The organism is Lysinibacillus sp. EB106-09-02-XG168, assembly GCF_058791475.1.
In genome coordinates, this window is sequence record NZ_JBYTDN010000003.1 from 3724603 (window position 1) to 3743980 (window position 19378).

The 19378-nt window shown below is 39.6% G+C and carries 15 protein-coding genes and 1 other annotated feature; of the genes, 6 read left to right on the forward strand and 9 right to left on the reverse strand.

The features are described 5' to 3' along the window. Nucleotides 1-17 precede the first annotated feature (17 nt). A complete protein-coding gene (locus AC3WSO_RS18920; RefSeq protein ID WP_492532973.1) occupies nt 18-827 on the forward strand; it encodes a cobalamin-binding protein in 810 nt (269 codons plus the stop codon). Nucleotides 828-1153: 326 nt separating this feature from the next. Here AC3WSO_RS18920 and tyrS read toward each other — a convergent pair whose 3' ends face one another. Continuing rightward, nucleotides 1154-2422, reverse strand: coding sequence for a tyrosine--tRNA ligase (tyrS, locus tag AC3WSO_RS18925; RefSeq protein ID WP_197144660.1), 1269 nt, complete (start codon nt 2420-2422; stop codon nt 1154-1156). A 73-nt stretch (nt 2423-2495) separates the two neighbouring features. Next, nucleotides 2496-2699, reverse strand: a binding site (T-box leader). A 102-nt stretch (nt 2700-2801) separates the two neighbouring features. Between tyrS and AC3WSO_RS18930 the strand changes: the two genes are divergently transcribed. Continuing rightward, nucleotides 2802-5897, forward strand: a complete 3096-nt coding sequence (locus tag AC3WSO_RS18930; protein WP_492532974.1) for a transglycosylase domain-containing protein — start codon at nt 2802-2804, stop codon at nt 5895-5897. Nucleotides 5898-5989: 92 nt separating this feature from the next. After that, a complete protein-coding gene (locus tag AC3WSO_RS18935) occupies nt 5990-6871 on the forward strand; it encodes an NAD-dependent epimerase/dehydratase family protein (RefSeq protein ID WP_492532975.1) in 882 nt (293 codons plus the stop codon). A 92-nt stretch (nt 6872-6963) separates the two neighbouring features. Here the strand turns inward: AC3WSO_RS18935 and AC3WSO_RS18940 are convergent, their stop codons facing one another. From AC3WSO_RS18940 to acsA, 6 genes are all read right to left on the reverse strand, one after another. Then, complete coding sequence (locus AC3WSO_RS18940; RefSeq protein WP_492532977.1) at nt 6964-7101, reverse strand: hypothetical protein; 138 nt, start codon at nt 7099-7101, stop codon at nt 6964-6966. A 223-nt stretch (nt 7102-7324) separates the two neighbouring features. Next, complete coding sequence (argD, locus tag AC3WSO_RS18945) at nt 7325-8455, reverse strand: acetylornithine transaminase (RefSeq protein ID WP_492532979.1); 1131 nt, start codon at nt 8453-8455, stop codon at nt 7325-7327. A 129-nt stretch (nt 8456-8584) separates the two neighbouring features. Next, on the reverse strand, nt 8585-9358 hold the full coding sequence (argB, locus tag AC3WSO_RS18950; protein WP_492532981.1) for an acetylglutamate kinase: 774 nt from the start codon (nt 9356-9358) through the stop codon (nt 8585-8587). Beyond that, a complete protein-coding gene (gene argJ, locus AC3WSO_RS18955; protein WP_492532982.1) occupies nt 9321-10553 on the reverse strand; it encodes a bifunctional glutamate N-acetyltransferase/amino-acid acetyltransferase ArgJ in 1233 nt (410 codons plus the stop codon). The genes argB and argJ overlap by 38 nt, the downstream gene beginning before the upstream one ends. A 105-nt stretch (nt 10554-10658) precedes the next feature. After that, on the reverse strand, nt 10659-11693 hold the full coding sequence (gene argC, locus AC3WSO_RS18960; protein WP_492532983.1) for an N-acetyl-gamma-glutamyl-phosphate reductase: 1035 nt from the start codon (nt 11691-11693) through the stop codon (nt 10659-10661). A 433-nt stretch (nt 11694-12126) separates the two neighbouring features. After that, complete coding sequence (gene acsA / locus AC3WSO_RS18965; RefSeq protein WP_492532985.1) at nt 12127-13854, reverse strand: acetate--CoA ligase; 1728 nt, start codon at nt 13852-13854, stop codon at nt 12127-12129. A 344-nt stretch (nt 13855-14198) separates the two neighbouring features. On the opposite strand from acsA, the gene AC3WSO_RS18970 reads away from it, so the two are divergent. Genes AC3WSO_RS18970 through AC3WSO_RS18980 form a run of 3 tightly spaced genes read left to right on the forward strand, consistent with a single transcriptional unit; the run spans nt 14199 to nt 16662 of the window. Next, nucleotides 14199-14831, forward strand: a complete 633-nt coding sequence (locus tag AC3WSO_RS18970) for a GNAT family N-acetyltransferase (protein ID WP_492532987.1) — start codon at nt 14199-14201, stop codon at nt 14829-14831. Nucleotides 14832-14854: 23 nt separating this feature from the next. Further along, nucleotides 14855-15505: an acetoin utilization AcuB family protein gene (locus AC3WSO_RS18975; protein ID WP_492532989.1), complete on the forward strand. Its 651-nt coding sequence runs from the start codon at nt 14855-14857 to the stop codon at nt 15503-15505. Beyond that, nucleotides 15502-16662, forward strand: coding sequence for an acetoin utilization protein AcuC (locus AC3WSO_RS18980; RefSeq protein ID WP_492532991.1), 1161 nt, complete (start codon nt 15502-15504; stop codon nt 16660-16662). Before AC3WSO_RS18975 ends, AC3WSO_RS18980 begins: the two co-directional genes overlap by 4 nt. A 105-nt stretch (nt 16663-16767) precedes the next feature. Here the strand turns inward: AC3WSO_RS18980 and ccpA are convergent, their stop codons facing one another. Beyond that, complete coding sequence (ccpA, locus tag AC3WSO_RS18985; protein ID WP_349659162.1) at nt 16768-17772, reverse strand: catabolite control protein A; 1005 nt, start codon at nt 17770-17772, stop codon at nt 16768-16770. Between the two features lie 384 nt (nt 17773-18156). Then, entirely contained in the window at nt 18157-19242 is a 1086-nt protein-coding gene (locus AC3WSO_RS18990) for a bifunctional 3-deoxy-7-phosphoheptulonate synthase/chorismate mutase (protein WP_079561639.1), read from the reverse strand. Nucleotides 19243-19378: the final 136 nt, after the last annotated feature.

A 19378-nucleotide genomic window follows, 5' to 3' on the forward strand; every position in this document is an offset into this window, starting at 1 on the left:
GAATTGGAGATAAGAAGATGCGTTTAATCTCAATTTGTCCAAGTAATACCGAGCTTGTTGCTTATTTAGGCCTAACTGATCAGCTTGTTGGCGTCGATGATTTTTCGGATTGGCCATTAGCAGTAAAAGACTTACCTCAGCTTGGCCCAGATTTATCAATTGATATGGATGCATTAGAGTCATTACAGCCTGATCTTGTACTCGCATCCTTAAGTGTCCCCGGCATGGAAAAAAATATTGAAGCGTTACAAGCTAGAAATATTCCCCACATTGCTTTTAATGCTAATTCATTAGAAGAAATCGCACAGGATCTCCATACTTTAGGGAAAGCCTGTGGGGTTGAAGGTCGTGCTAAAGAAATTTCTGAGGAATATTTACAATGTATCGATTGTCTTCGCACAGTTGCTCAAACGATTCCTAAAAAACCTACTCTTTATTGGGAATGGTGGCCAAATCCTATCTTTACTCCAGGTAACATTAATTGGTTAACTGAAATTAGTGCCATCGCCGGTGGGCAAAATCTGTTTCAGGATGTAGAACTTGCAAGCGTACAAACTGATTGGACAGATGTTATAAAGCGTGACCCAGACTATATTATGATGGCTTGGGTAGGAGTTGCCTTTGAGCGTATTCAACCGGCCAATTTATTAAAGCGTTCCCATGCGCAGGAGCTTCGAGCTGTAAAAATGAAACAGCTTCACGTAATGGAGGAATGGCTTTATTGTCGGCCATCACCACGCCTTATAGAGGGTGCATTAAAGCTTGCTAACATGCTTCACCCAAAAGAATATAAGCACATAAAGCTTCCTAGTTTTTTAGATAGCTAAAATGAAACAATATGTCAGTGACATTGGCGTACTAAAAAAATGAAGTGTGGATGTTCAGCAAAACGAGTGGTTGATTTCCGTTCGGGCTGGGCGTATCCTGGGGGGCGTCCAGCGTCCAGCCTCCACTCCAATCAACCAATTTATTTAGCGTGTATTTTCTGGCATGTTACTAATTTATAGTGATAAAACGAGCATCAGCGCATGCAAAGCTAAGTTAGCATCTCAACGTTCGCCCATAGGGAAGGATAAAGATTTCCTTGACCATTTTTTAACCAAAAGAAACATCCCCTCGAATATCGAGGGGATGTTTGACGTGTGAGTTCGGATTAAACAAACTTCACCATATGGTATTTTTTCTTGCCGCGACGAACAATGCTGAATGCATCTTCTAAACGATCTTTGCTATCGATGACATATTCTAATTCAGTGACCTTTTCGCCGTTCACGCTGATCGCACCATTCGTTACGTCTTCACGCGCTTGACGTTTTGAAGGAGAAATACCTGCTTCCACAAGTAATTCCACGATATTTTTATCTTCTTTCGCCATTTCAATAGAAGGAACATCTTTAAACGCATCCTTCATTTCATCAGCAGAAAGTGCTTTTAAGTCACCTGAGAATAAAGCAGCTGTAATGCGGATCGCTTGGTCTAACGCTTCTTGACCATGAACTAAGCGAGTCATTTCTTCAGCTAGTGCTTTTTGCGCCTTACGTAAATGTGGTTCCTCTTCTACAGATACTGCTAAAGCTTCAATTTCTTCACGAGAAAGGAATGTGAAGATTTTTAAGTATTTTACAACATCAGCATCCGCAGCGTTAATCCAGAATTGGTAGAACTCATATGGAGATGTTTTCTTACTATCTAACCATACAGCGCCACCTGCTGTTTTACCAAATTTCGTACCGTCTGCTTTCGTTACTAACGGAATTGTAATACCAAAAGCTTTTGTCTCTTCCTCATGTGTTTTGCGAATAACTTCTAAACCAGTTGTAATATTCCCCCACTGATCAGAGCCACCAACTTGAATGCGACAGTTGTAATGGTTGTATAAATGATTGTAATCAATACCTTGAATTAATGTATACGCAAACTCAGTAAATGAAATCCCTGTATCAAGGCGTGATGCAATTGTATCTTTTGCTAACATGTAGTTCACGTTAATTAATTTCCCATAATCACGTAAAAACTCAATCGTATTTATATTGCCAATCCAGTCACGGTTATTCACTAACTGAGCACCATTTCCATCTTCTGCAAATTCAAAAATACGCTCTAATTGGCTACGGATACCTTGAACATTTTTATCAATTTGCTCAACAGTTTGTAATTGGCGTTCTTCAGAGCGTCCAGATGGATCTCCAATCATCCCTGTCGCACCACCAACTAATAAAATTGGACGGTGGCCCGCTTTTTGGAATCGACGTAGCGTTAAAAGAGGCACAATATGTCCAATATGCATAGAATCCGCAGTTGGATCAACACCGCAGTATAAAGATACAGATTGCTCATCTAATAATTTGGCCATACCTTCAGCATCAGTTTGTTGGTATAACAATCCGCGCCATTCTAAGTCTTGTAATAAATCGTTCGTCATTTTTATTCCTCCTAAGTGTTTAATAATTCCGTGTAGGGAGAAACAAAACAGTCCCTACACGCAAAATATTGCATGCAGGGACGTTATAAACTAACGCGGTACCACCCAGCTTGAAGATGTCATCCATCTTCCTCTTCATTCAACCGCCTTTATCGCAGGCGCGCACGTCTAAGCTCCAAGCACGTAATTCGTCTCTACATTATGACCAGCTTTCACCAACCGCTGGCTCTCTATACAGGGAATATAGACACTACTGCAAGCTCTTCTTCGCTAGAAAACTATAAGCATTATTCTAAACGATTCTTTTTCATTGTCAATAATTATGTTCGACCTAAATCAATATGTGCTATAATAAACAAGATTTTAGGAGGTCGATACATTGAAAGATTGGATTGAGAAAATCAATGCAAAGATCGATGAATTAATTCAACAAAAATGGATGAAGAAATTACGTATTTCAGGAAGTGTTGCCTGGAACTTATTTTTACTATTTTTAGTCTTTGCATTGGTAGGCACTGTATTTGCCGGTTCAGTTGGCGCTGGCTATTTTGCTTCACTTGTAAAAGAAGAGCCACTACGCTCTAAGGAAGAATTACGAAAAGAAATTTTCAACTATGATTCAACAAGTGAGATTTATTTTGCCAACGATATTTATATCGGAAAATTACGTACAGATTTAGACCGTCGAGTAACAACATTAAACGCTGTCTCACCTGATGTTGTTAATGCGGTATTAGCGACAGAGGACGAGTATTTCCGTGAACATAACGGAATAGTTCCGAAAGCCGTCATCCGCGGGTTACTTCAAGACGTAACCAACTCTTCTACACAAACAGGTGGTTCTACACTAACACAGCAGCTTATTAAAAACCAAGTATTAACAAACGAAGTATCTTATGAACGAAAAGCAAAAGAACTTCTACTTGCGATGCGTTTAGAGCACTTTATGAAAAAGGAAGAAATATTAGAGGCCTACTTAAACATAATTCCTTATGGTCGTAACGCTTCCGGTCGAAACATTGCAGGGGTAGAAACAGCTGCTGAAGGTATTTTCAATGTAAAAGCAAAGGATTTATCACTTCCTCAAGCAGCGTATATAGCTGGTATACCTCAATCACCTTTTGCGTACACACCTTTCACAAATACTGGTGCACTTAAAAGTAAAAAAGCTCTGCAACCGGGTATTGATCGAATGAAAACTGTACTTTATCGTATGAAAGACGCAGGTTATATTAACGAAGCTCAATATAAAGAAGCACTTGCTTACGATATCGCAGCTGACTTCCGTTCACCGGAGATGCGTGCAGAAGATCGCTACCCATGGCTAACGTATGAGCTTGAAAGTCGAGCAAGAGACATTATTGCGGAAAAACTAGCAGAAGCAGATGGTATTGATCCAGAGCGCTTAAAAAATGAAACAAAATTAAAAGAAAAGTATACGATCTTAGCAGATCGTGATGTCCGCTCAAAAGGTTATCGTATCTATTCAACTATTAATAAAGATATGTACGATTCGATGCAAAAGGCAGCGGAAAACTTTAAAAATTACGGTCATACTTACACTGTCAAAGACAAAGACCCTGTAACAGGTGAAGAAATTGATGTTCAAATGCCTGTACAGGTTGGAAGTATTTTAATTGAAAATACTACCGGGCGTATTTTAAGCTTTGTCGGTGGCCGTGATTTTGAATTAAAAAGTTATAACTATGCAACACAGGCAAAACGCTCAAATGGCTCAACAATGAAACCTTTACTCGTATATGCACCTGCAATAGAATACGGTGTAATCGGTGCAGGTAGCCCATTAGTCGATGTAAAATTCTCTATTTCCGGATGGAGTCCAAAAAACTATAATACTAATGATGAACGCGGACTAATCCCTGCACGTGAGGCATTAGCAGATTCACAAAACTTATCAGCTATACGTCTATATTATAGTATTCTTAACAGACGTCCTGCCGATTATTTAGTAAAGATGGGGATCACAACCTTACAGCCTAAGGACTTCACAAACATTGCAACTAGCATCGGAGCCGTAGAAGAAGGTATTACTGTTGAAGAGAACACCAATGCCTTTGCAACTTTTGCAAATAGTGGACAATTTATAGACTCTTATATGATTGATAGAATTGAAGACCAAAATGGAAATATCATTTATAAACACGAAGTTAAACCTGAACAAGTATTTAGTCCTGAAACTTCTTATATCATTACTGATATGTTACGAGATGTGCTAACAAAAGGAACAGGTACACTTGCAAGAAATACATTAAAATTCTCTGCTGACTTTGCCGCTAAAACAGGTACTTCACAAAACTACAAAGACGTTTGGTTTGTTGGTTATAACCCGAATGTTTCTCTTGGTGTATGGATGGGTTATGATAAAAATGAAACACTAGATGCATTTAATAATACGTATCAACGGCCTAGCGTGCGAATTAACAAGCTATGGGGAACATTAATGAATTCTGTGTATGATGTAGATCCACAGTTAATTGCGCCTAAAACTAGATTTGTGCAACCGAAAAACGTTGTCACTGCATCATTCTGTGGTATTTCTGGTTTAGCGCCATCTGCAGCATGTGCTAATGCTGGTCTCGTGCGCTCTGATTTGTTTAATGCGAAAGTATTTTTACCTTCTAAAGCTGATGATAGCTTAGCTTCTTCAAGCGTTGTTACAATAAAAGGTAAAACATATAATGCACTTCCTAGCACACCAGCAGAATTTGTAAAAGCAAGCGGTGCAGGAATTAATCAGGCATTTATTAAACGAATGCTAGGCCCACTTGGCGGTAACCCAGCCAGCCTATTACCAAAAAATTCGACATTAGCGAATTCAACGGTATCAGCTGTTAATTTCCCAGCAGATAGTAGTGCACCAGCAGCAGTATCTGCTTCAATTAACGGGAATACATTATCATGGACAGGCTCTTCAAACGATGTAGTCGGTTACCGAATTTATAAAGTAACAAATGGCCAAAGAACCCTTGTTGGATCAGTGCTTGAATCATCGCAAAGCATGACGGTAGCAAGTGGTCAAGCCTATGTTGTTGTTGCTGTAGATATTACAGGTTTAACTTCACCGCAATCCAATACCGTTTCTACTGGTGGCGACGCAAGTGAAAAACAACCTGAAAAAGACAAGGAAGAAGAGGTCCCAACTACTCCACCGACTGACGACAATGACTCGGACAAAAACGGAAACGGCACAGAGAATGGCGATGGGTCTGATGGTAGTAACGGGAACAACTCAAATAACGGCAGCGGTTCCGGTAACACTGGGAATGGCTCAAATAATGGTAACGGTTCCGGTAACACTGGAAATGGCTCAAACGGTAACGGTTCCGGTAACACTGGAAATGGCTCAAATGGCAACGGTTCCGGAAGCACTGGAAACGGCTCAAATAACGGCAGCGGCTCTAATGGAGGAAACAACGGAAATACTACTCCGCCGACTGCCCCACCTAAACAATAGTAAACAGGCATACTACATTAAAAAAGTAATTGTAGTATGCCTGTTTTTTTGTCATTATATAGGTGACTGTAAATTAGAAGGGGTGGAAATAATTGAACATTTTAGTTTTAGGAGGCACTCGTCTTTTTGGTAAAAAACTTGTTGAGCTTTGTCTTCAAAATGGGCATAACGTAACTATTTTAACACGTGGACAAAGCGGAAATCCTTTTGGTACGAAGGTGAAGCAGCTAATTGTTAATCGAGATGATGCCGATTCATTGTCACAGGCGCTATCAAGTACTACATGGGACATTGTCTATGATAATATTTGCTACTCTCCGAATGAAGCTCTTAAAATATGTGAAATTTTAGAAGGTAAAACGAAAAAGCTCGTTTTTACATCTACTCTATCCACCTACGAAATAGACGGCACTGTCAAAACAGAAGAAGATTTTAATCCATTTAAATATGAAGTTCGAATGGGGAATCGCGAAGATTTTTCATATGGTGAAGGAAAGCGTCTAGCAGAAGCAGTACTTTTCAAAGAAGCTACGTTTCCTGTTGTCGCTGTCCGTTTCCCTATTGTTATGGGTGAGAATGACTATACACGCCGTTTACATTTTCATGTTGAACGAATTTTACAGGAACAGCCTATTTCATTGCCAAATTTTGAAGCAAAAATGAGCTATATTACAGATGACGAAGCAGCTGCATTTTTGTATTTTGCTGGCATTACACCAATTGAAGGGCCTTATAATGCAACAGCGGCAGGTGCAATTTCATTAAAGGATTTGCTAGGTCTTATTGAAGTTGCAACCGGAAAGCATGCAAAAATATCTCTTGTAGGTGGCAATGAAAAATCGCGGTCACCATATGGGGTTCCTGCAGATTGGTATATGTCAACTGGAAAGGCAGAAGCGGCTGGCTTTACATTTAGTCAACTTCATGATTGGCTCCCTACTCTAGTGAAAACATTAGTAAAAGAACTGCAATAAAGTGAAACTTTAATCGGTGGGGTATTCTTTACCCCACTGATTATTAGTCTTCACCAATTGGTTTTTTACGGGCAGTTAGCCTCTCCTAATTTCTATGCTCTCATTAAAATCAAAGTGGGAGTACCTGACACTTCTCCGCCTTCGTGACCAACATCCTGCTGTTGCTGTTGCTGCGCTTTCGCACAAACAAAACCCTCTGCTGTCGCTACGTTAGCACTACTTTCGCGCAAAAAACATCTGTTGCCCCAAGTGGCTCATCGGACGCCCCCAGGAAACTTTGCTCTGTGCGAAAGCGAAGCGTCAGCAACAAATGTTTATCTGTGCGAAAGCGAAGCGTCAGCAACAACAAAGCGCCTAGCCGGAACGGAAATCAACCACACGCATTAAAAAATCTGCTAGATTTCTTACAAAGAAGTCTAGCAGATTTTTTTATCGTATATAATTGGCCAGATACTACAGAAGTATCGTTTTCAAAATCGCAATCGCTTCATCGATTTCTGCTTTTGACACAATTAATGGAGGTAATAAACGTATAACATTTGGCCCTGCACCTACTAATAATAAGCCGTTTTCCTCTGCTGCAGTTATATACGAGGCTACCTCAGTATCACCACAGCCAATGCCTAGAAGTAAGCCTTGGCCCTGTACGGTATACGTAGAAGGGAGATTCGCTTTTAACCGCTTCACAAAATATGCGGATAGCTCCTGTACATTTTGTAAAAATGCAGGTTCAAAGACATGATCTAGCACAGTTTCAGCAACACGCATTGCAAGTGGATTTCCACCGAATGTTGTCCCATGTGTGCCAGGACTAAATGTTTCATATAGCTCTGCTGTTCCAAGCATACTACCGACAGGGAAGCCTCCACCTAGCCCTTTTGCCAACGTCACAATATGCGGCTTTAAAATCGTTTGTTCAAAAGCATATTTTGTTCCTGTACGTCCAATACCCGTTTGAACCTCATCGATTATTAGTAATATTCCTTTGTCGTCACAAGCTTTAGCTACTGCTGCTGCGAACTCTGGTGATACGCTGTTAACGCCACCCTCACCTTGAATCATCTCCAACATAATTGCTGCAACAGAATCGTCAATCGTTGCTTCAAGTGCTGCCACATCATTAAAAGGAAGAATTGTAAATTTTTCAACAAGTGGTCCGAAGCCATTATGTACCTTGCCCTGACCTGTTGCGGACATTGCTCCAAAAGTTCGTCCATGAAAGGATTTCTCGAAAGTAATAATATGATTTTTCCCTGTATGCTTACGTGCAATCTTGATGGCCGCTTCATTTGCTTCCGCACCACTATTACAGAAAAATGCATATGAAAGATGTGTATCAGCTATTAATTTTTGTGCAACCTTCTCCTGACCAGGAATAGCAAATAAATTAGAAATATGCCAAAGCGTTCTACTTTGATCATGAATAGCCTCCACGACCGCAGGATGTGCATGACCAAGACTCACTACAGCAATTCCACTTGTAAAATCTAAATATTTTTTCCCCGCAGCATCTTCAACAACTGTTCCTTGCCCTTTGACAATTTGGGCGCGGCGTTTGCCATAGTTTCCAAATAAAGCACTCATCTAATCACCCCTACTTAAATTCATAGCTAAAAATCTTCAGTCTTACTCAACTATATTGCTACCTATATGCCATTAGAACAGTCATTCCTACTATAACGAAGAATAACTTTCAAAGGTGAAGACAAGCATTTAATTTAAATGAGATAAAATTGTCGTACCTACTAAGGATTCCCCAACAATTTGCACGGATGGAATACCTGCATTTAAGCATTCGAGAGCTCCTTGAACCTTAGGTATCATCCCACCGTAAATATGCCCCTCCTCAATCCATTGATTGATGAAAGAAGGTGTTACTTTCGATTGATATTCATCGTTTATACGAATACCATTTACATCTGTTACAAGTAATAAGCTATCTGCCGCTAAAGCTAGTGCTATTTCACTTGCTATCGTATCTCCATTAATATTCAACGCCTGACCATATACATCCGCTCCGACGCAAGCAATAACTGGTACTACCCCTGCATTTATTAATGCTTCTAGCAAAGATATATTGACGGTCTTCACTTCACCAACAAAACCGAATACATCTTTGTCTAAATAATCGGCTACAATCAACTTGTCATCAAATCCGTTTAAACCAAGTGCAGCTATACCAGCCGTGGTTAATTCATGAACAAGCGCTGGATTGACCTTTCCTAATAACGTTGACTGTACGATATCCATTACAGCTTCACTCGTTACACGAATACCGTTAATAGCATGTGATTTTATTCCACGCTCCGCAAGTTCACGGTTAATAGCCGGGCCACCACCATGGGTAATAATAAGCTCTGCACCGCTCTCTTGAAGTTTTTTAAAATTCTTAAAAAATGATTCATTTAAGCCCTCTAGCGTACTACCCCCAAGCTTAATGACCATTCGTTTACGAGCGATACGAGGCATTGATTTGAACGTAGTCATAAGTTAGATCACATCCCCAAGCATGCCCCTTGCCGTCCCCAATACCAAGTGACACATAAATTTTCACTTCATGCATTTTTAAAATTTGAATTAACTCATCCTCCGAGAATGGAACTGGCTCACCGTCTTCAACCATAGTTACACCGCCAATTTGGATCGTAATTTTTCCCGGATCAACCGTTGCGCCACTATAGCCTACAGCAGCAATAATACGTCCCCAGTTTGCATCACAGCCAAATACTGCCGTTTTCACAAGCGGTGAACCGACTACTGTTTTAGCAATTTTACGCCCTTCTTCATCCGAAATTGCCCCTTCGACTTCAACCTCAATCAGCTTCGTTGCACCTTCACCATCTTTGGCAATCATTTTCGCTAAGTCTTGAGCTACTGTTTTCAATGTAAAGTAGAAATTTTGCCAATCCGGATGATTAGAAGTTAGAGCCTCATTGCCCGCTAAGCCGTTTGCCATCACAACTACTGTGTCATTTGTAGATGTATCTCCATCCACTGTAATTGCATTAAAAGTCAAATTTGTTATATCAGATAAAGTAGCCTGAAGAACTTCTGATTCAATATTTGCATCTGTCGTAATAAAACCTAGCATTGTGGCCATATTTGGTTCAATCATACCCGAACCTTTTGCAACACCAGCGATAATAACCTCCTTGCCATCAACGATAGTGCTGTAACTCGTGTTTTTCATAACGGTATCTGTTGTTAATATCGCTTGGGCAAAATCAATCGCACTTTCTAAATTATCCTTTGGCTCTAACTGATTAATCCCATTTGCTATCGGCTCCATATTCATAATTTCACCGATGACACCTGTTGAGCAAACTCCTACTAAATTTGCCTCGATACCAAGCTTTTCCGCCACTAGGAATTGCATTGTTTGTGCATCCTTCGCTCCTTGCTTCCCTGTACATGCATTAGCATTTCCGGAATTGACAATCATCGCCTGCATTTTTTTCGTTGTGTACACAACTTCTTTCGTTACTTTTAATGGTGCTGCCTGCACAGCATTCGTTGTAAAGACACCTGCTACACTCGCCGGTACTTCACTGACTAATACAGCTAAATCCTTTTTCTTATGCTTTAAACCACAGTGTAAACCCGCAGCTTTAAAGCCCTTTGGTGAAACAATATTTTTACTTGATAATTTTTTCATCATACTTGCGGATGCTATTAATGTCATAAAATCTTTCCTCCTTAGTTAATCAATTACCCTCGACATAAGAGATGAGAAACATTTGAAGCTGACGCTATGCTTTCGCTACATAAAACATTTTTCTGAAAGAAGTTAAATAAAGAATGGAACGACATCTAATCCTGTAATTTGTGGTAAATCAAATTGAACGTTCATATTTTGAATGGCTTGCCCAGCAGCACCTTTGACTAAATTATCGATGACGCCAACGATTGTGGCACGATTCGTACGGCTATCTACTTTCGCTAAAATATCACAATAGTTCGAACCTTTAACGCGATTTGTTCCCAGACTATTAGCATCTGTAACAATCCGTACAAACGGATGTTTTTCATAAGCACTCCGTAAACAAGCAACTAGCTGCTCTTCTGTAACACCAGGCATAACAGGTGCATATGAGGTAGATAAAATCCCTCTAGTCATTGGCACTAAATGCGTATTAAAAGTAATAGTTGTATCGACCCCTGTAAACATTGAAATGGCCTGCTCAATTTCTGGTATATGCTGATGTGCATTCGTTTTATAGATTGATAAACTTTCATTCGCCTCGCTAAAATGCGTTGTTTGCGATGGTTTATTTCCGGCTCCTGAAATCCCACTTTTTGCATCAATCACTAAAAAGCTCGAATCAATCAATCTTTCTTTTAGCAACGGTAACAACGAAAGTAACACCGCCGTTGGGTAACACCCTGGATTTGCGACAAGAGAAGCATGTTGAACATTTTCTGCATTCCATTCGGTTAAGCCATATACACTTTGTTGAATGATTTCCAATGGTGCCGCTTTTTTACCGTACCACGCTTCATAGCTCGCTGGATCTTGTAAACGAAAGTCACCAGACAAGTCTATTAATTTAGGACCTTTCCCTACCATCGGAGGTAATAGCTCACTTGTCACCCCTGAAGGCGTACTTGTAAAAACAACATTAAATTTCTCTAAAGCCCCATAATCAATTTTTTGTAAAGGTGTATCGGCTAAATGAACGAGATGACCAAACTTAGATGAAAAAATGACACCTTCTTCTGAGGATGTGAATAAATCGATCCTCTCCACCGCTTTATGATTATGTAAAAATCGAATAAGCTCTAATCCACCATACCCGGTTGCACCAACTATTCCTACTTTCAATTCGCTCACCTCTGAAATAAGTTAAAATTAGTATACGACTGCATATTTATTAAGTCAACTGGATTTTTATTTATATTTAAACTTTTCTAAATATTTACCAATTATCATCATAACGTGGGTTTGATTTCCGACTTGGCGCTTAGTCGTTGCTGTCGCATAGAGCAAAGCTTCCCGGGGGGGCGTCCGATGAGCCGCTTCGCTGCAGGTTTTCCTAGAAGGTATAAAATGTGAAAACTAATTTCTCTAATATCGAGTAAGGCATTTCTCTACTTAAAAGGAGATGTTTTATTATGCAAAAAAATTTTGTATACTCTTTTCTACTTTTATTTGTAATTAAAATAGAAGTAAATATCCCGTTGAATGAAGTTATAAAAAAAGAGAAAGCAGGAATTTTTCGTTGACCGAATAAATTCCTGCTTCTTATATTACAAAATTAATCTTCCATCGTAGATAAATCACCTGTTGGTAAATTTAACTCCCACGCCTTTAATACTCGTCGCATAATCTTACCACTGCGTGTTTTTGGAAGCTTATCCTTAAATTCGATTTCACGAGGTGCTGCGTGTGCAGATAAGCCCCTCTTAACAAAATTACGAATATCCTCAGTCAATGCATCTGAAGGTTCAACACCCTCACGTAAGGATACAAACGCTTTAATAATTTCACCTCGTACAGGATCTGGTTTGCCAATCACCCCTGCCTCGACGATATCAGGATGCTCTAGTAGCTTACTTTCTACCTCGAAAGGACCTACCCGCTCACCAGCTGTCATAATAACATCATCTATACGCCCTTGGAACCAGAAGTAACCATCATCATCCATATAGGCAGAGTCCCCAGTCACGTACCATTCACCTTTTAAGAAATAGGATTCATAACGCTCTGGATTTCCCCAAATTTGACGCATCATCGCTGGCCAACCACGTCGGATTGCTAGATTTCCCATTGTAAAAGGCGGTACTTCGTTACCAGTATCATCAACAATCGTCGCATGAATACCTGGTAATGGCTTACCCATTGAACCTGGCTTAATATCCATAGAAGGATAGTTACAAATCATATGCGCACCCGTTTCTGTCATCCACCACGTATCATGAATACGGTGTCCTAGCTCATCAGTCCCCCAACGAATGACCTCTGGATTTAACGGCTCACCAACAGATAAAATGTGACGTACCGAAGATAGATCATAGTTCTCAAACATACCACTACCAGCACCCATTAGCATTCTGAATGCAGTTGGTGCACTATACCAAACTGTTACACTATAATCTTCAATTGCTTGGTACCAAGCTTGTGGTGAAAATCTCCCACCCACAATTAGCATTGTGACACCATTTAACCATGGACCAAAAATGCCATAGGCTGTGCCTGTCACCCATCCTGGATCAGCCGTACACCAGTAAATATCGTCTTCACGCAAATCTAATACCCATTGTGTTGATTGATATTGTTGAAGCATTGCATTATGAACATGCAATACTCCCTTTGGTGCCCCTGTTGATCCAGACGTATAATGAAGAATCATACCATCCTCTCTGTCCACCCATTCGATGTCAAATTGAGAAGATGCTTCTTTCAAGCGCCTATTAAAATTTAAAATTTGTGTTGTTTCCTCTATATCAGATCCTACTAAAAAGACTTGCTGCAAATGTGGTAGTTTTTCTAAAGGTACACGTTCAAGTAACTCTGGTGTTGTCACTAATACTTTAGCTTCACTATCTGCAAGTCTGTCATAAACAGCACCTTCCATAAATGCCTCGAATAACGGACCTACGATTACGCCCATTTTCAAAGCGCCTAATAAAGAAAAATAAAGCTCCGGTGAACGGGGCATAAAAATAAATAATCGATCACCTTTTTCTAAATTTGTTGCTGCCTTAAAAACATTTGCAGCTTTATTTGTCAGCTTCTTCATTTCATTGAAAGAATAAGCCTCTTTACGTTTTCCATCATTAAAATAAAGTGCAACTTTGTTTTTCCGATGCGTTTCCGTATGACGGTCAATTGCCTCGTATGCCATATTCACAAGCCCTGTTTCATACCAACTAAATCCCTTTTCTGTCTCTGCCCAATCATGTGTTGCCGCAGCTTTTTCATAATCAAGCAAATTATATTGCCCCGGTAAAGCATTCAACTTCTCCAACATTTTCATCCCCATGAAACTACCCCTCTCTTTGCTATCGCCTTAGTACATTAGTAAGCAAATTTCAAATTGTAATTTCACCATTTTCCCCCTTCAAAATCCGCCACCTTCTCCAAAGACAAATACACTATGTAGCAATTGTTATACAACAGTTCGGATAGTATAAAATTAGCGAATGCTTATTCACACTACGTTCACCTGTTGAATAACAGTTACAATATACATATATTTTACACGAAGTTATCAAGAATGTCTTAATATTTTTACTTTTCTAAAAACACAGGTATATTTTGCAATAAATAGCGTTTTTCCGCAGGAAATCAGCTATAATGGAATTATTAAACTCAGGTGGTGTAATCATGGAACATAAAAGAACTTTTTTTTCTGTCACAAAGGAAACAAAGCATGGTACTGTGTATGTGGAAGGACCTGTTCCTCCAGAAAAATTAGCTACATATTCATTCCACGAAGGCTTGGTTGCTTTTAGACCTCCAAAGCAACAACAGCAAGCCATTATAGAAATTGCAGGGCTTCCTGAAGGACGAATTATTATTATTCGAAATGAAAACATAATTGTAGGCTACGTCACTTTTTTATATCCCGATCCACTTGAACGATGGGCGGAAGATCGAATTAATAACATGATTGAGTTAGGTGCTATTGAAGTCATTCCAGAATATCGTGGTACAGGTGCTGGTAAGGCACTACTAGCCGTGTCTTTTATGGGAGATGAAATGGAAGATTATCTTGTTATCACTACGGAATATTATTGGCATTGGGACTTAAAAGGGACTGGTTTAAATGTTTGGGATTATCGCAAAATGATGGAGAAAATGATGGGCTCTGCCAACTTCGAATATTTTGCTACAGATGACCCTGAAATTACATCACATCCTGCTAACTGCTTGATGGCACGTGAAGGAAAACGCGTGCCCCCTGAGACAATGGAAAGATTTGATAGACTTCGTTTTAGAAATCGCTTCATGTATTAAAACCAACACAAGGGGATGAGTATATGATCGTAGAAGAAATTATGAATGATGAGCCTCACACACTGGCTCCGACAAATACAGTCGTTGAAGCTCTGAAATTAATGCGTGAGAAAAAAGTACGTCATTTGCCAGTTGTAGATGAGGAACATCACGTTCTTGGGGTTATCACAGAAAGAGATATTAAAGAGGCTTTACCTTCCTCATTACGGGATGAGCCTAACTCTCCAGTTTTTAACGAAAAAGTGGAAGAAATTATGATTAAAAATCCACTTGTCGGTCATCCACTTGATTTCGTAGAAGAAGTAGCTCTTACTTTTTATGAATCCAAAATAGGCTGTTTACCCATTGTCTCTGGAGGGAAATTAGTTGGGATTGTAACTACTACAGATTTACTCTATACATATATAGAGTTAACAGGTGCCCCTGAACCTGGCTCAAAAATTGAAATTCGTGTAGCCGATACGCCAGGAATATTATTTGAAGTCACAAAAATTTTTAGCGAACATCATGCAAATGTCCAAAGCGTCTTAGTTTATCCTGACTCTGAAAATACGCAAAATAAAATATTAAGTATCCGAGTAAAAACCCTGAATCCACTAGCTATGATTGAAGAACTTCGTAAAGAAGGCTTCGACGTATTATGGCCCAATTTACCAGGTGTTTCATTACAATGAAAAAAGCAGTATTTATTTACTCACCAGAGCAACTCGGATATAAATTTTCAGATACTCATCCTTTCAATCATAAACGCTTGACGCTTACAATGGATTTGCTAAAGAATATTGATGCTCTTACTGATTTAGATATCGTTCCAGCTCGTGTCGCTACAGAGGAAGAGCTTTTACTTGCACATGATCAAAAATACATTGATATCGTTAAAAGAGCAGGACACGGTGAGCTTTCAGAGTTACAATGTGAAAGCTACGGTATCGGTACTGAAGATACTCCCATTTTTGAAAATATGCATGAAGCAAGTGCACAGCTTGTCGGTGGAACGTTAACAGCTGTCGATTATGTTATGGAAGGAAAGGCCGAGCACGCCCTCAATCTAGGTGGAGGGCTACATCATGGCTTCCGTGGCCGTGCATCAGGTTTTTGTATTTATAACGATAGTTCTGTAGCCATTCGCTATTTGCAGGAAAAATACAATGCTCGTGTACTTTATGTAGATACCGATGCCCATCACGGGGATGGAGTGCAATGGAGTTTTTATGAAGATCCAGATGTTTGTACACTATCTATTCATGAAACAGGTCGTTATCTTTTCCCCGGAACTGGTAATATTACCGAACGTGGAAATGGACAGGGTTATGGCACTTCTTTTAATTTTCCAATTGATGCTTTTACGGAAGATGAGAGTTTCCTAGAAATATATGAAAAAGCTATGCGAGAAGTCTTTGAATTTTTCAAGCCGGATGTTGTGCTAACACAAAACGGCGCAGATGCACATTATTTTGATCCATTAACACATTTATATGGAACAATGAACATTTATAGAGAAATTCCAAAGCTTGCGCATAAATTAGCACACGAATATTGTGGGGGGAAATGGATTGCCGTTGGCGGTGGAGGCTATGATATTTGGCGTGTTGTTCCTCGCGCATGGTCTATGCTTTGGCTTGAAATGACAGATCAGCAATTACCGTCAGGACCCCTCCCTCAAGCATGGTTAGATCGTTGGCAGCCTGAATCACCAGTGCCTTTTATTCCAACTTGGGAGGATCCAAATCCACTATATGAGCCAATCCCTAGAAAGACTGAAATTGAAGAAAAAAACACGCAAATGCTAACCAAAGCGCTACACATTATTCGCAATGAGAACCGCGCTTAACAATATGCCTCACGACAATCGTGGGGCTTTTCGTTTGCTCTCAGTCATCTATACGTCTACATAAAAACACGTAAATCCTTAAACAGATTTACGTGTTAAGTATCGTTATTTACTTTTGACAGATTGTCGATGTTCAATACGATGAGGTAAAATAACCGCTTCGTCCTCAACAGGCTCTTTGTTCATTAATTTTGTCAGTAAGCGCATCGCAACAGCTCCGATATCATACAGCGGTAACGCGACACTTGTTAGCTGTGGACGAACCATGCGAGCTAATTTTGAATTTTCAAAGCTGATTACTTCGATATCCTCAGGTACATCTTTGCCTGCATCCTGCGCACCATGAATCAATCCAATTGCTAATTCATCACTACCTGCAAAATAAGCAGTTGGCGGATTTTCAAGTGAGGATAATGTTTCCCACGCCTCTAAGCCCATATCATAACTCGATTCATCTGCAGCGATTAGTGATTCATCTATAGGGTAACCTGCATCTTGTAAGGCTTTTTTATAAGCTGCAAGTTTGAATTTTCCATTAATAGTATACGAAAGCGGACCTGTTACGAAAGCGATTCGCTTATGACCATTTTGAATAAGTAATGTAACCGCCTCATAAGCCGCTTGGTAATAATCAATATTAACAGTCGCAATTGTTTGTGATTCATCTACTGAACCTGCAAGTACAATTGGCACAGGAGAATGATCCATAGTTTGTTGCATTTTTTCAGTTACTTCGTCACTCATCATGACAATACCGTCAACCTGTTTCCCTAGCATTGTATCCAGTAGCTGAAGCTCTTTATCTTCATGTTGGTCTGAGTTGGCTAAAATAATATTGTAACGATACATTGTTGCAATATCCTCAACACCACGTGCCAGCTCCGCATAAACATTGTTTGCAATATCCGGGATAATCACGCCAACTGTTGTTGTTTTCTTACTTGCTAATCCTCGCGCTACTGCGTTTGGACGATACTCTAATCGTTCAATTACTTCTAATACTTTTTTTCGTGTTGCCGGTTTTACGTTTTGATTACCATTGACTACACGAGAGACAGTTGCCATAGAAACATTTGCTTCTCTTGCAACATCATAAATTGTAACAGTCATCGTACGTGCCTCCCTTTTTCCTTTAATAGCCTTATCATACGATAATTTTCATATTCTTTTCAAGAAGCAGTATGTATATGCAAAGAAAAACCAAGTACAAGTAGTACTCTTCTAGACATTATTTTGTCACTATATAGTAAACACCGCCTGCCGATTAAAGCAAGCGGTGTTTATCAACATATCAATTATGCCCCGACAAATTATGTCTGGGATCGGCTTTGGGCCAACAGATGCTTTTCGCGCGAAAGCGTAGTGCTAACGTAGCGGCAGCAAAGGGTTTTGCCTGTGCGAAAGCGAAGCGTCAGCAACAGCACCGATGTTGGTCATTCAGCCGTGTGTTGCTGTCGCTGCGCTTTCGGTACAGAAAATAATTACTGAAAAAAGTTAAGCATTGATTTCATGGTTCTTCATGAAATTTTGTAGCGTTTGGTAAAACGCATCAAATGTTGGAATATCCATTTGTTGTTGTGAATCTGAAAGTGCTACAGATGGATCTGGATGCACCTCTGCCATGACGCCATCAGCTCCAATAGCAATTGCCGCCTTAGCACATGGTAATAGTAGATCACGACGACCTGTTGAATGCGTAACGTCTACAAATACTGGTAAATGCGTTTCTTGTTTTAAAATTGGTACAGCAGAAATATCTAATGTGTTACGTGTTGCTTTTTCGTAAGTACGAATACCACGCTCACAAAGAATGATGTTTTCATTTCCTTTAGACATAATGTATTCTGCTGCGTGAATGAATTCATCTATTGTCGCTGCTAAGCCTCGTTTTAAAAGGACAGGTTTGTTTGTTGCACCCGCTGCTTTTAATAATTCGAAGTTTTGCATATTACGTGCACCAATTTGGATAACATCGATGTAATCTAATGCTTCCTCTAAATGACCTGGTGTAACAATTTCCGTAATAACACCTAAACCGTATTCCTCTGACACACGTTTTAAAATTTTAAGTCCTTCTAACCCAAGACCTTGGAAGTCATATGGAGAAGTACGTGGCTTATAAGCACCACCACGAATTAATTTTTCACCTTTTGCTTTAATAGATTCTGCTACGGCTGCTACTTGTTCGTATGACTCTACAGCACAAGGTCCAAATACGAAAGATGGTTTTCCTTGTCCAATTAGCTCACCATTTATATTAATGACAGTATCTTCTGATTTTTTCTTGCGTGATACAAGTAACTCTTTTTTCTTGTCTGCTTCAAGTTGTTTTAAAGCTGTTTTAAAGATTTGTTTAAATATATAATCTACCGTCATTTGGTTTAATGGACCTTGATTGTGCTCTTTAATAAGATCAAGCATGTGTCGTTCACGCAATGGATCATAGCGAATCACACCTTGTTTTTCTTTAATCTTTCCGATTTCATCAACTACTGCTGCTCGTTCGTTAATTAGACGAAGAATTTCTAAATTCAAACCGTCAATTTGACTACGTAAGCTTTCTAAATCTTTTTGGCTCATGCTTTCTTGCTCCTCTCCTCATGACAGACACTTTCAGAACTCTGAAATGTATGTTACATTTTTAGATAATAGCAACATTATAATCAATGTTGCACAGAATGTCACGTATTTTTAATTTAGCGCTTCAACTCGCTAA